We start from the raw sequence: 14,609 nt of genomic DNA on the forward strand, positions 1-14,609 counted from the left end.
TATTTTTGTTATAATAGAATTAGGAGTAAAACGATGATGAAATTAATAGAGAAACAAAAATTAAAACTTAATATTAGAAAACAAGGAATCAATGGTGAAGGCATTGGTTATTTTAACCGTGTAGCTGTTTTTGTTCCTGGAGCTATTCGTAAAGAAGTGGTAAATGTCGAAGTAGAGAAAGTGTATGATAATTACGCAGTGGCTAAAATCATCGATATAGAACGACCTTCAACAAAAAGAGTTTTACCACCTTGTAAATATTATGACCAATGTGGGCATTGTGATTTGCAACACATTGAATACAATGAACAATTGAAAATCAAACAATTAATCTTAGAACAATCATTTAAACGTTATACAAATTTAAATGAAGTGAAGAATAAAATTGATAAGACTTTAAATGACCAAGAAAAAGAACACTATAGTACCTATCTAGACTTGGTTTTAAAAAACACTAATTTTGGTTTAGCCATGGGTTATTATAAACCAATGACCAATCATTTTGTTTATATTGATCAATGCATTATTCAAGACAAAGAAATAAATCAAATTGCTGGTTTGGCATTGAAGTTATTTAGAAAATATAAAATGAAAGCTCATGATTTTAGAAATAAAGAAGGTACTTTGTTTAATTTGGTGATTCGTTATTTCAAAGATACTGATCAAGCATCGCTTGTAATTGTTGTCAATAGACAGACGCCTAAACTTAAACAAATCGCTAAAGAATTGGTTGATACATTTAAGTCAATTCAATCAGTAGGCTTTAGTATGTATCAAGCTGAAAGTCAATTGCTTGTTCATCCCCCAGTTGAAGTTCTTGCTGGTCAAGAACGTTTAATCACTAGATATCATGGTTTAGAATGTCATGTATCATTGGCAGGCGCTTATCCAAATCATCTTAAAGTATCTGAGATGATGGATGAAAATATCGTAAAATATACAGGTATGGCTGAGGATGACCTTGTACTTAACTTATATGAACAATCAAGTGTATCTTCTTTATTCTTCGCTCAATATGCCGAAAAAGTGATTGCTATTGATTATTTAGAAGATTCTATCTTAGACGCCAAGATTAATATTAAGAACTTAGCTATTAAAAATATTGAATTGATTCAAGATCATGTTGAAGCAGTGTTACCTAAGCTATTAAAAAATAATGATCAAACTAAAATCGTTATCTTAAATGCACCCAAACATGGTTTAAGTCAAACGACTATTGATTTATTGAATAAATATAAGGTGGACCAAGTTGTTTATATCTCTCAAAATCCATCTTCACTTGCCAAAGATATGGATAGATTAATGATGTCTTATTCTGTAAGTAAAATTATACCTGTGGATTTATACCCACAGACAGCAAGAATAGATAGTTTAACATTTATGAATAGATTATAAGGAGGCTATGATGTTATCAGATTTACAAATTGCTCAAAAAGCGAAAATGTCACATATTTTAGAGATTGCAAAAACCATTAATTTAAGTTCTGAAGATTTAGAACTCTATGGAGATTACAAGGCAAAGATTAGTTTTGACGCCATCAACCGCTACAAAAAGAATCCTAGAGGGAAAATAGTATTAGTCACAGCCATAAACCCAACCAAAGCTGGAGAAGGAAAATCGACCACCACCATTGGTTTAGGAGATTCTTTAAAAGCCTTAGGCTATAAGACAATGATCGCCTTAAGAGAACCATCTTTAGGTCCCGTCATGGGAATGAAGGGTGGAGCTGCTGGTGGAGGCTATGCTCAAGTGGTTCCTATGGAAGATATCAATCTTCATTTTACTGGAGATATTCATGCCATTGGCGCAAGCAATAACTTAATTTCATCTGTGATTGATAATCACCTATACCAAGGAAACGAACTCAATATCAATCCTGAAAAAGTTATTTGGAGAAGAGCCATTGATATGAATGACCGTTCTTTAAGAAAAATTCAAGTGGCTTTATCTTTAAAAAGAGAAGTTCCAAGATATGATGGTTTTGATATTACTGTAGCTTCTGAAGTTATGGCAGTATTATGTTTATCTAAAGATTTAGACGATTTAAAACAAAGATTAGCAGCAATGGTTGTTGCATATGATATGGATGACCAACCAATTACTGTTGCGGATTTAAAGATTCAAGGGGCTTTGGTCATGTTATTAAAAGATGCTATCAAGCCTAATTTAGTACAGACCTTAGAGAAAACACCGGCCTTAATTCATGGGGGTCCTTTTGCGAATATAGCCCACGGAGCTAATTCAATTATTGCGACTGATTTTGCTTCAAGAGTTAGTGACTATGTGGTCACAGAAGCAGGTTTTGGAGCTGATTTAGGGATGGAAAAATTCATGGATATTAAAATGCGTGTCATGGATACCATGCCTTCGGCTGTAGTCATTGTCGCGAGTATTAGAGCCTTAAAATTACATGGAAATGCATCTGATGATCTCTTAGATCAAGAAGATGTTCAAGCCTTAAAAGATGGCCTTGTGAACTTAGAAAAACATATTGAATCAGTTAAGACTTTTGACAGACCTTATGTGGTTGCTATCAATAGGTTCCCTAAAGATACCGAAAATGAAATTCAAGCCCTTATGGATTGGGCAAAAGATAATAATCATCCGATTTCTTTATCTGAAGTTTTTTCTAAGGGTAGTCAAGGTGGATTAGATCTTGCTCAAAAGGTTGTAGAAATTACCAAAGATGAAAATCCACATGAAAATAGACCATTATACCCATTAAATATGCCAATTAAAAATAAAATTGAAATTATTGCTAAAAAAATCTATGGGGCAGATGGCGTAGATTATGGTGAAAAAGCTTTAGAACAACTTCAAGCTTTTAACCATAATAAGTGGAATGATTTAGCTATTTGTATGGCTAAGACACCATTGTCTTTATCAGATGACCCTAAATTAAAAGGGAGACCACAAAATTTTAGAATTACAGTTAGAGAATTTAAACCGTCGATAGGTGCTGGTTTTATCGTGGCATTGACTGGACAAGTGATGACCATGCCTGGTTTACCTAAACATGGTGCTTATGAAAACATGGATGTTGTTGATGAAAAAATAATTGGATTGTTTTAGGTGATTTTATGGAAAAATTTATTAATTTTTTAAAAGAAAAAAGTATGAAAATTGTTAATAAAACCAATGAATTTGTTGATCAGACCAAAGATAAGATTAAAGACAACTTATTAAACGATCAACTAAAACGAAGATTTCAATTAGAAAACCCTCATAAAATGTTGGTATCTGAGAAAGTGACTCCAGTCAATATGATTCAAGAGTTAACTTCTAGCCACGCTAAAATATATGAAGACGATAATGTTTTTGTTTTTTATGGACCTAAAAAAGATAATGATATTCAAATTGGATATTATATTAGAAACCTAGCCACCATGGAGGAATTTATCGTTAAAGATATTTTAGAAGTGGAAGTACCTGTAACTTATAAAGAAAAGGTCTATGAAGTTCTAGCAACTGCAGTATACTGTGAGGCTTACAATGGATAAGGAACGTTTTATTGACATATATCGACAATATATCAAAAGAGAAGGATCTGAAGATTTATTAAATTACTTATTATCTAGCAAAAGTGATTTTTTTGAAGCTCCTTGTTCAACAAGGTATCATTTATCTGAACCAGGTGGCCTTTGTAAACATTCACTAAATGTTTATGATTGCTTAAAGGCTTATATGGAAAGACCTCGGGTCAAAGACGTCTATCAATTAAAGGCAAGTGATGAGTCTATCGCTATTGTGGCTTTACTTCATGACTTATGTAAAGTTAATGTCTATAAAAAAACCATGAGGAATATGAAGAACGATCAAGGACAATGGGTCCAAGTACCTTCCTATAATTTTGATGATGATCTTCCATATGGTCATGGTGAAAAATCAGTATATATTATTTCAGGTTTTATGAAATTGACTAGGGAAGAAGCCTTCGCTATTCGCTATCATATGGGCTTTTCAGCCGGTGAAGAAACAATGAATGTTGGTAAAGCTTTTCAGCTTTATCCTCTAGCTTTTGCCTTGTCCACTGCGGATATGGAGGCTACTTATTTTTTAGAAAATTAATCAATTGAGAAAGGAAAGAAACTTCTTAGGAGGTTTCTTTTTAGAGAAATACATGAAGAAAGTAAATAACGTTACTCAGGGTAAAATATTTGAAAAACTGGTTTTATTAGCCATCCCAATTCTATTAACAACCTTAAGTCAGATGGCTTACAATCTTACAGATATCTTTTGGATTGGCAGGGTAGATACAATTGGCCTTTCTGAAACAGATGCTGTAGCGGCTGTAGGAACAGCTTCTTATTTAACTTGGTTTTGTTTTGGTGTTATATTGATTGCTAAAATAGGGACATCTGTCAGAATTTCACACGCAGTGGGGCGTGATGAGATGGACAAAGTTAATGTCTATGCAAGTAATGGTTTATTATTGCAAACTGTTCTAGGACTTGTTTTTTCATTATTAACCTTATTTTTTTCAAAGGCTTATTTATCTATTTTTAATATTGAATCACAAACAATCATAGAATATGCAATGGATTATATTCCTATTATTGGTGGTTTAATTATTGTTCAGTTTATCGTTCATGGTTTTGTAGCTATTAATGAAGGACTTGGTCAAACGAAGATTAATTTATTGATTTTATCAGTTGGTTTTATATTCAATATGATATTAGACCCCTTGTTTATTTTGGTCTTTAAACTTGGTTTGACAGGCGCAGCGATTGCGACTGTATCATCACAAATAGTAACTTTAATTATTTTTTATATTGTTTATCATAAGTTAAATCCTGAAGTAAGAGCTTTTAAAGTCAAGAATTTTAATTTAGATGCTATGAAGAAAATCATCAAAGTAGGGTTGCCAGTAGGAACACAATCTATGTTTTTTACATTGATTGCTATTTATGTTGCTAGGCAAATTTATTTGTTTGGTGAAGACGTTGTGGCTGCTCAAAGAATTGGCGTTCAAATTGAACAATTAACTTGGATGATTGCTAGTGGTTTTCAAACAGCCATTACTGTTTTTGTAGGTCAAAACTTTGGGGCGAAAGCCTTTGACCGGGTTAGGATATCTGTGGCTTACGCTGCTATGGTTTTAATCCCTTATTCTTTATTAATCACAGGTCTATTGTACTTTATACCGGGTTCTTTAATGAGTATATTTGTTGATGAACCTGCCACCATTAAACATGGTATTGTCTATTTACAAATCATTGCTTTTTCTCAAATCTTTATGATTATTGAAGGGATAGGGACTGGTTTCTTTAATGGGATTGCTAAATCATATGTTCCATCCATTAATGGAATTGTTGGTAATAGTTTAAGAATACCCTTGGTCATAATATTAATTAAAACCATGGATGAAAGAGGAATATGGTGGTCTATTAATATTTCGACCATGGTCAAAGCCTTGGTTATCTTAATCGTATTTGCTTATTTCTTCTCTAGGATAGAACAAGTTAAAGTAAAAAAGTTAGTACTAAAGTAAGGAGTTTACATGGTTAGAAAATTTATTTCATATTACAAAAATCATAAAAAAGTATTTTATTTAGACATGATCTCGGCATTTTTAATGTCAGGAATTGATTTATTATATCCGATTGCCTTAAGGGTGATGTTGAATGATTATATACCTGATGGTAATATGAAATATATTATCTATCTAGGACTTGCCTTATTATTGATTTATATAATTAGGGCTAGATTATCATTTTATGTGACTTATAATGGCCATATGATGGGTGTCTTTATAGAAAGAGATATGCGTCATGACTTGTTTGAAAAATATGAAGAGTTGGATTATGAATTTTATGATGATAATCAAACCGGGGTTTTAATGTCGTACATTACCAATCACCTTCATGATATATCCGAAATGGCTCATCATGTACCAGAAGATATGTTTATTTCTGGAATTATGTTTCTTGGTTCATTTATATTTCTTGCGACCATATCCTTGGTTCTTACCATCATCATTTTTTCATTTGTGATTATCATTGTTTGGTTTTCTTGGTGGCGTCGAAAAAAAATGCTTGAAGCCCAAAGAAAAGTTAGGAAGAGTCATGGTGAACTTAATTCAAAAATTGAGAATTCTTTATCAGGTATTCGCTTGACTAAGGCATATAATAATGAAAACTATGAGTTAAATAGGTTCACTGATGTCAATCATCATTATGCAAATTCAAGAAAATTGTCATATTTTCAAATGGGTATTTTTCATGTGGGTAATCAGTTCTTCTTGAATATGTTGAATTTGCTCTTACTGGTGGTGGGAGGTTTATTTGTTTTCTACGATTATATTGACTATGTTGATTTATTTACTTATTACTTATATATATCATTTTTAACAAGACCGATTAACCGTTTAATCGCCATGATTGAACAAATTCAAAATGGTGTTTCTGGTTTTGAAAAATTTTATCAGGTTATGCAAGTTGATAAAAAAATTAAAGTTTTAGATCCGGTTGTACCTTTAGAAAACCCTAAAGGTCATATTACTTTTAATAATGTAGATTTTCATTATGGTAAAGATGCTCATCAGGTACTCCATAAATTCAATCTAGCAATTAAAGCTGGTGAAAAAATTGGTTTGATTGGTGAAACAGGTGTTGGAAAATCAACCATTTCTAAGTTAATACCAAGGTTTTATGATCCTATTGCTGGTGAAATACTGATTGATGGTAAAGATATTAAACATTATGATGTATCTTCATTAAGAAAAGCCATTGGTCATGTCCAACAAGACGTTTTTATATTCTACGGAACCATAAGAGAGAATATTTTATATGGCAATCTAGAAGCTACTGATGAAGATGTTATTGAAGCAGCTAAAAAAGCAAGAGTTCATGATTATATTATGACTTTAGAAAATGCTTATGATACAATAGCTGGTGAAAAGGGTGTTAAATTATCTGGTGGTCAAAAGCAAAGAATTGCGATTGCTAGATTGTTTTTAAAGAAACCAAAAATTGTTATTCTTGATGAAGCAACATCTGCCCTTGATAATGTGACTGAAAGATTAATTCAAGAGGCATTTGATGAATTAATCAAAGATAAAACAGCCATTATAATTGCCCATCGTTTATCGACGGTTAAATCTGTGGATAGGATTATTGTTTTGGGTGATGAAGGCATTGTAGAAATGGGAAACCATGAAGAATTAATGAATTTAAAAGGTATTTATTATTCTTTAATGAATGAATAGGGGGCATTATGGATTCGTATGTGTATTTAATTTTTACATTTATTTTTGTTTTTTTACTTTATGCTTATGTTGCTTTACATATCGCTATATCTATAGTCACGCCTAAAGTAAGAAAATTATCAGTTACAAGATTAGAAGAATCTGAAAGAGATACTTCTTTAATTCCCTTCTATGATAAGAATAAAACCAATGAGTATATGATTAAATCTAAGTATGGATATGATTTAGCTGTCTATGAATTGATCACCAATGACAAAAATAAAGATTTTGTTCTTATAGATCATGGCTATACTTATTCACACTATGGATCGATAAAATATGCAAAAATGATGATGGACCTAGGATTTAATGTTGTCATGTATGATCACAGGTTCCATGGTAAAAGTGGTGGTAAAAATTCGACACTAGGATATTATGAAAAAGATGACCTTAAGACCATTATTGACCATCTTTTTCAATTGTATGGTCCAATCTATTTAGGAACCTATGGGGAATCAATGGGTAGTTCAACGGTTTTACTTGAACAAGCCATCGATGATCGGGTTCAATTTGTAATTTCAGATGCAGGTTTTAAAGATTTGAAAACACAAATCGCAAGACAATTGAAAGTAAAAAGAATTCCTTATAAAATCTTTTACCCCATGGTTAATCTTTTTGTATATTTTATTGCTAAGGCTAATTTATCTAAAGTATCTCCCATGAAATCTATAGAAAATAGCACCATCCCTATGATGTTTATCCATGGTAAAGATGATGATTATATACCTTACCAAGATAGTGTAGATATGTTTGAAAGTTACCAAGGTCCGAAAATGCTTTTCCTAGCAGAAAAGCAAGCTTTTCATGCTAGATCATATTATTTTAACAAAGAAGTTTACTATCAAAAATTAAAAGACTTTAAAGATACTTATTTAAGAAACTCAAACTTATAATATCTTGACCTAAGTCAATAAATTCGCTATAATGTTATATGCAGCTAACATTATAGCTTTTTATTTTATGAATCTTGTTAGAAACATCTAACATAGCGGGAGGCATCATGACACTTCAAGACATTGTTCCTGGTCAAACATGTATAATTAAGGCAATAAGAACAAATAATTTAAGAAAAAGAATCATTGATATGGGGTTGATCATTGGGACCCAAGTCTATGTGAAAAAAACAGCACCTTTAGGTGATCCTGTTGAAATAATTGTACGAGGATATTCTTTAACACTAAGAAAGGCAGAAGCTAGAACTATCTTGGTAGAAAGGTTGGACACTGAATGAATATAGCCTTAATAGGAAATCCTAATGCAGGAAAAACAACATTATTCAATCAGTTAACTGGTTCAAACCAGTCTGTTGGTAATTGGCCTGGAGTCACAGTTGAAAAAAAATCTGGTAAATTAAAATCAGATAAGATTGAAGCTAATATTATTGATTTACCTGGTATTTATTCTTTATCTACCATTTCGCTTGAAGAAGAAATAGCCTCTTCATATGTTATGGATAGAAAAATGGATTTAATTATCAATATTGTTGATGCCAGTAATCTAGAAAGGAATTTATTCCTAACTTATCAATTGTTAGATTCAAATATACCTATGGTAGTTGCTTTAAATGGTATGGATATCATTCAAAGAAATGAAGAACACATAGATTACCAATCCTTATCTAAAGCACTAGATTTACCGGTGATACCTATCTCAGCCAGTAAAAAAATAGGTATTGATGATTTAATTAAAGCTATCGAAGTCTTTGATTTTTCTAAAGAAAGAAAACTCATTCAATATAATGAAATGGTTGAATCATATATAAAAGTTTTTGATAATTATATCAAAGATAGGTTTTTATCAATTAGATTCTTTGAAGATGGTTTAGTGGCTTTAGACCATGCGAAAGTATCCGAAAAAGATCAACCCATACTTATAGAACTTTATAATAAGAGTAAAGAGGAGTTAGAATTAGATATTGATATGGTTTTACCTGATGCCAGGTACCAACAAATCATAAATTTAATTCATCAAATATACAAAAAGAACGATTTAATAAAAGAAACAACCACAGATAAAATAGATAAAATATTAACTCATAAATATATGGGTCTACCCATTTTCATTGGTATTATGTTCTCGGTATTCTTCTTAGCTTTTGGACCCTTGGGAACTTGGATTACAGATCAATTTGTCTGGTTGATTGATGAGTTTTTTGCCTTAATTATAAGACTCGTTGATAACCTAGGAATGAGTCCTTATGTATCGAGTTTAATCACTCGAGGTATATTTGGTGGTTTAGCAGCGGTTGTTGGTTTTTTACCACAGTTAATGATATTATTCTTTGCTCTTGCCATATTAGAAGATTCAGGATATATGTCTAGAGCTGCCTTTATTATGGATAGGGCCTTAAGAAAATTTGGCTTAAGTGGTAAATCATTTATCCCTATGCTAATAGGCTTTGGTTGTTCAGTACCTGCCATTACAGCGACCAGAACCTTGGATAAAGATGAAGACAGAAAAATAACTTCCATGATTATACCCTTTGTTTCCTGTGGGGCTAAAGCACCTATTTATGGAGTCTTTGCGGGAGCTTTATTTGCAAGAGGATCTTATATAGTTGTATTTTCAATGTATTTACTAGGATTATTAGTGGCAATTCTATCGGCCATATTATTTAAGAAGTTATTCTTTAAAAGCGCTAGTGCGAATTATATCATGGAATTACCCCAATACCGTAAACCAACCATTAGAAATACCTGGTTACATACTTGGGATAGGTCAAAAGACTTCCTTATTAAAGCAGGAACTATTTTATTAGCAGCTTTTATTATTATTTGGTTCTTAAGTTATTTTGGATTGGTTGATGGAAAATTACAATTACTTACAGACGATCAAATCGGACAAAGTTTCTTAGGGTATATCGGTAAAGCTTTATTGCCATTATTTACCCCTATTGGCTTCAATGATTGGCCACAAACAGTGGCTATATTATCAGGCTTTGTAGCTAAGGAATCTGTGGTGGGTACCTTAGGAATTCTCTATGGTTCTACAGGAGATGTTGTCGAAAACGGTTCTGCCTTATACCCAGCAATTAGAGCTAACTTTACAGCTATTCAAGCTTATTCATTTATGGCTTTCTCATTATTGGCTATACCATGTATTGCTGCAGTATCAGCCTTAAAAAGAGAGCTGAAGTCTACCAAATGGTTTATATTTACTTTGGTTTATGAAATGCTAGTGGCTTATTTAGTCGCATTACTTATCTTCCAAATTGGTTCACTTCCTTCAGGAACTATCTTTACTATCCTATTTACTTCAACAATTGTCATTTTTGTTTTATTGATGGTTAGAAAGTTTATTAGACAAAAGGGTTCAGCTTGTGGATCTTGTGATGGATGTTCATCTTCATCAGCTTGTGGCTTGCCACAATTCAAAGAATTTAAGGAAAATATTGATAAGGAGAAATCAAAAGATGAAAACTAAAAGATATTCTGAATCTCTAGAAAATTATTTAGAAACCATTTATATGTTTGGTGGAGAAAATGTTAAATCTATTGACTTAGCAAATCATTTAGATGTAACAAGGGCTAGTGTGAATTCGGCCATTAATTCTTTAATTGAGAAGAAACTTGTAACCAAAGCATTATATGGTCATATTTCTTTAACTGAAGAAGGTGTTGAAGTATCAAAAAAGATTTTACAAAAGCACGAACTTCTAAAAGAATTTCTTATTGATATCTTACATGTGTCTCCTGAACAAGCTGAAAACGAAGCATGCGGTATTGAACATGTAATTTCTGATTATACTGCAAGTCAAATAAAAAAATTAATCAAGTCTATAAAGAATGATTCGCGAAAGTGAATCATTTTTTTTAACTGAGCCATTCGTGAATTTCAAGGTAGATTATGGTATAATAATTTAGAGGTGAATTATGCATGTAAATATTATTGGCGCTGGTTTAGCAGGTTGTGAAGCTGCATATCAATTGGCCAAAAGAAATATAAAAGTAAAACTATATGAAAGTAAAAAACAAAAAAAAACTCCAGCACAAAGTTTAGATACTTTTGCTGAGTTGGTTTGTTCGAATTCCTTAAGATCTGACTCTTTAATGAATGCTGCAGGTGTTATGAAAGAGGAGTTAAGAAAACTTGATTCTTTGCTTTTAAAAGCCGCAGACTTATACAAAGTACCTGCAGGTAACGCTTTGGCTGTGGATAGGGAACTATTCTCAAAATACATTACTAAAGAACTTGAAAAGCATCCCTTAATTGAAATCATCCATGAAGAAGTAACTTGTATTCCTCAAGGGCCATGTATACTAGCCACAGGTCCATTAACTCACTCAGGACTGGCTGAAGATATTCAAAAGTTTATTGGTGAAGATATGTTATATTTTTATGATGCAATTGCGCCTGTCATTGAAGCTGACTCTATTGATATGACAAAAGCCTATTTTAAAAGTCGTTATGATAAGGGTGATGCGGATTATATTAACTGCCCAATGAATGAAGAAGAGTACTCGAATTGGTACCAAGAAGTGATTGAGGCGAAAACCGCTGAAGTAAAGGATTTTGAAATGAAAGTCTTTGAAGGGTGTATGCCTTTTGAAGAGATGGCTAAACGAGGATATCAAACATTATTGTTTGGACCATTAAAGCCAGTTGGTTTAGAAAAACCAGGTGAAAAAAGACCTTTTGCTGTTGTACAATTGAGACAAGATAATTTAAAGAAAACCATGTATAATATCGTAGGTTTTCAAACACATTTGACTTTTTCTGAACAAAAGCGAATCATTCAAATGATACCAGGATTAGAAAAGGCTAAAATAATTAGATATGGAATTATGCATCGAAATACCTTTATCAATGCACCTCATGCCATTAATGAATATTATCAGTCAAAGAAAAGAGATGATTTATTCTTTGCTGGACAATTAAGCGGCGTAGAAGGATACGTTGAATCTATTGCTTCTGGTCTTGTTGCTGGATTAAATATGGCAAGGTTTTTAAAAGGTTTGAATTTAATTAAAATGCCTATAGATTCAGCTATTGGATCTCAAGCTGATTATATAGCTCATGCTCCAATAGATTCTTTCCAACCCATGAACACAAATTTTGGAATATTTCCTGATTTAAAAGAAAAACATAAGAAAAAAGAGCGTAAAAACTTATATGCTCAAAGGGCTTTAGATGCCATAGACCAAATCATAAAGGATGAAAATATTGACCAATAAAGAAATCATTCAAAAATACCAAGAATATTTAGAAAATGATAAAATGTATTCTAGTCATACAGTAAAAGCTTATATCAATGATCTTCAAACATTGATACATTTTTTGGTGGAAGAAGACTTAGGAGATTTAGGTTACATGACTCATAGAATTGCTAAATTTTATGTTGCTAGTTTACATAGTCATTATGATCCTAAATCAATCAGAAGAAAAATTAGTTCAGTAAGAAGCTTGTTTGATTATTTGATAGAAGAAGAAATATTAAAGGATAATCCTTTTGAAAATGTTGATCTACCTAAAATCAAAAAAACTTTGCCTAAATTTATCTATGAAGAAGAAATGTTAAAGTTTCTTAACAAGATTGATGTAAAAACCAATTTAGGATTAAGAAACAAAGTAATCTTTGAGTTGTTGTATGGTTCTGGACTTCGGGTTTCTGAATTAACAGGTATTCAATTATCAGATATCGATTTTATTAACCAAGAGATTATTATTCATGGGAAAGGCTCTAAAGATCGATTGGTTCCCCTTCATGATTTGGCTATTCAAACCATTAAAGATTACTTGAAAACTTCAAGAATTGAATTAGCTTTAAAGCACAAAGAAAAAACCAATTTATTATTATTGAATTATAAAGGCACAGCCTTAACGCCTAGGGGTGTTAGGGTTATCCTAAATAAAGAGTTAGAAAAGCAAGCTTCAGCGATGAATTTAACTCCACACTCATTTAGACATTCATTTGCGACTCACTTATTAAATAGGGGCGTTGATTTAAGAGTTGTTCAAGAGCTCTTAGGTCATGTGTCTCTTTCAACAACTCAAATATATACAAAAATATCAAGAGAAAAACTTCAAGATGAGTATTTAAAGGCTCATCCAAGAGCCTTTAAGAAAGGATAAATTTTATGGCTATTGAAACCAAGAAAGATTTAAGAAATTTATTAATTTATCAAGTTTATGTTAGAAATTATTCTGAAGAAGGTTCTTTTAGTTCTTTAAGAAATGATCTTCAAAGAATCAAAGATTTAGGTGTCGATATAGTTTACCTTTTACCAATTCATCCTATCGGAAAAGCCAATAGGAAAGGACAACTTGGATCACCATATTCTATTAGTGATTATTATGGTATTAATCCTGAATTAGGCTCTTTAGATGATTTTAAATTACTAATCAAAGCGATTCACGATTTAGATATGAAAATTATGATGGATATTGTATTTAACCATACCTCTCATGATTCAGTATTACTAAAAGAACACCCTGAATTCTTTTATAAAAAAGATGGTAAATTTGCAAATAAAGTTGGCGATTGGTGGGATATTACAGACTTAGATTTTCATAATAAAGAACTTCATCAAACCCTTATTAATGTCATAGAATATTGGACGGATTTAGGTATTGATGCTTATAGGTTTGATGTTGCTAGTTTATTACCCCTAGACTTTTTAATATCGATGAAAGAAGCTGTTTTAAATAAGAATCCTTATACAATCTTTCTTAGTGAATCTGTTCATGGAGGTTTCTGTAAATATTTAAGGAATTTAGGCTTTGATTGTTTAAGTGAATCTGAAATATTCCAAGTATTTGATATGGCTTATGACTATGATATCCATCCATATTTTGAAGGCTATTTAAGAGGAGATTTACCTTTCAAAAGATATCTAGAGGAGTTAAACAAACAAGAAGAAATCTATCCTGAAAATTATATTAAAATGAGAAATTTAGAAAACCATGATTTTGGAAGATTTGCAAAAATGGTTGATAATAACATTTTAAAAATTCAACAATGGTTAGCTTTAACATTCTTTTCTAATGGCTCTACAATGATTTATAATGGACAAGAATTTTGTGATGATCATTTGCCTGATTTATTCAATAAAGATCTTATCAATTGGAAGGGACATAATCTTTCTAAATTTATTAGTGATTTAAATCGTATAACAAAAAATGAAGTCAGAAGTCATGGGGCTTATGATATAGAATTACAGGATAAAGATGTTTACATAGGGCACTACAAGTTAAATAACCAAAAATTTGTTGGTATTTTCAATGTTGGGTTAGAATATGGTAGAATTAATGTTCCTTTAGATGATGGTAAGTACATCAATGAAATTACCAAAAAAGAAATCATCATCAAGAATAATCAAATAACATTGATAGAAGAACCCATAATTATTTTAACTAATTAAG

General features: G+C 31.5%; 13 protein-coding genes. All 13 read left to right on the top strand.

Annotated elements, in window-relative coordinates:
* The first annotated feature begins 33 nt into the window (after positions 1–33).
* The 13 genes from rlmD to HF295_RS07570 all read left to right on the top strand — a co-directional run bounded on the left by rlmD (position 34) and on the right by HF295_RS07570 (position 14,608).
* On the top strand, positions 34–1,395 hold the full coding sequence (gene rlmD, locus HF295_RS07510; RefSeq protein WP_312031554.1) for a 23S rRNA (uracil(1939)-C(5))-methyltransferase RlmD: 1,362 nt from the start codon (positions 34–36) through the stop codon (positions 1,393–1,395).
* A 7-nt stretch (positions 1,396–1,402) separates the two neighbouring features.
* Positions 1,403–3,073: a formate--tetrahydrofolate ligase gene (locus tag HF295_RS07515; protein ID WP_376739668.1), complete on the top strand. Its 1,671-nt coding sequence runs from the start codon at positions 1,403–1,405 to the stop codon at positions 3,071–3,073.
* An 8-nt stretch (positions 3,074–3,081) separates the two neighbouring features.
* The gene (locus tag HF295_RS07520) at positions 3,082–3,501 is read left to right on the top strand and encodes a hypothetical protein (protein WP_312031556.1); all 420 of its coding nucleotides are present in this window, start codon (positions 3,082–3,084) and stop codon (positions 3,499–3,501) included.
* Positions 3,494–4,069: an HD domain-containing protein gene (locus HF295_RS07525; protein ID WP_312031557.1), complete on the top strand. Its 576-nt coding sequence runs from the start codon at positions 3,494–3,496 to the stop codon at positions 4,067–4,069. Before HF295_RS07520 ends, HF295_RS07525 begins: the two co-directional genes overlap by 8 nt.
* Before the next feature lie 52 nt (positions 4,070–4,121).
* Positions 4,122–5,492 (top strand): MATE family efflux transporter, encoded by a 1,371-nt coding sequence (locus tag HF295_RS07530; protein ID WP_312031558.1) that lies wholly within the window; start codon positions 4,122–4,124, stop codon positions 5,490–5,492.
* A gap of 9 nt (positions 5,493–5,501) precedes the next feature.
* Positions 5,502–7,208 (top strand): ABC transporter ATP-binding protein, encoded by a 1,707-nt coding sequence (locus HF295_RS07535; protein ID WP_312031559.1) that lies wholly within the window; start codon positions 5,502–5,504, stop codon positions 7,206–7,208.
* Positions 7,209–7,216: 8 nt separating this feature from the next.
* Positions 7,217–8,140 carry an alpha/beta hydrolase gene (locus HF295_RS07540; protein ID WP_312031560.1) on the top strand — a complete coding sequence of 308 codons (924 nt, stop codon included), beginning with the start codon at positions 7,217–7,219 and terminating at the stop codon, positions 8,138–8,140.
* Between the two features lie 107 nt (positions 8,141–8,247).
* The gene (locus HF295_RS07545) at positions 8,248–8,478 is read left to right on the top strand and encodes a FeoA family protein (RefSeq protein ID WP_312031561.1); all 231 of its coding nucleotides are present in this window, start codon (positions 8,248–8,250) and stop codon (positions 8,476–8,478) included.
* Entirely contained in the window at positions 8,475–10,670 is a 2,196-nt protein-coding gene (feoB, locus tag HF295_RS07550) for a ferrous iron transport protein B (RefSeq protein WP_312031562.1), read from the top strand. Before HF295_RS07545 ends, feoB begins: the two co-directional genes overlap by 4 nt.
* Positions 10,660–11,049 (top strand): metal-dependent transcriptional regulator, encoded by a 390-nt coding sequence (locus HF295_RS07555; protein ID WP_312031563.1) that lies wholly within the window; start codon positions 10,660–10,662, stop codon positions 11,047–11,049. Before feoB ends, HF295_RS07555 begins: the two co-directional genes overlap by 11 nt.
* A gap of 70 nt (positions 11,050–11,119) precedes the next feature.
* Complete coding sequence (trmFO, locus tag HF295_RS07560) at positions 11,120–12,421, top strand: methylenetetrahydrofolate--tRNA-(uracil(54)-C(5))-methyltransferase (FADH(2)-oxidizing) TrmFO (RefSeq protein ID WP_312031564.1); 1,302 nt, start codon at positions 11,120–11,122, stop codon at positions 12,419–12,421.
* Positions 12,402–13,319: a tyrosine-type recombinase/integrase gene (locus HF295_RS07565; protein ID WP_312031565.1), complete on the top strand. Its 918-nt coding sequence runs from the start codon at positions 12,402–12,404 to the stop codon at positions 13,317–13,319. Before trmFO ends, HF295_RS07565 begins: the two co-directional genes overlap by 20 nt.
* Before the next feature lie 5 nt (positions 13,320–13,324).
* On the top strand, positions 13,325–14,608 hold the full coding sequence (locus tag HF295_RS07570; RefSeq protein ID WP_312031566.1) for an alpha-amylase family glycosyl hydrolase: 1,284 nt from the start codon (positions 13,325–13,327) through the stop codon (positions 14,606–14,608).
* Position 14,609 lies beyond the last annotated feature (1 nt).

This window comes from Hujiaoplasma nucleasis (assembly GCF_013745115.1).
Lineage (GTDB): Bacteria > Bacillota_I > Bacilli_A > Izemoplasmatales > Hujiaoplasmataceae > Hujiaoplasma > Hujiaoplasma nucleasis.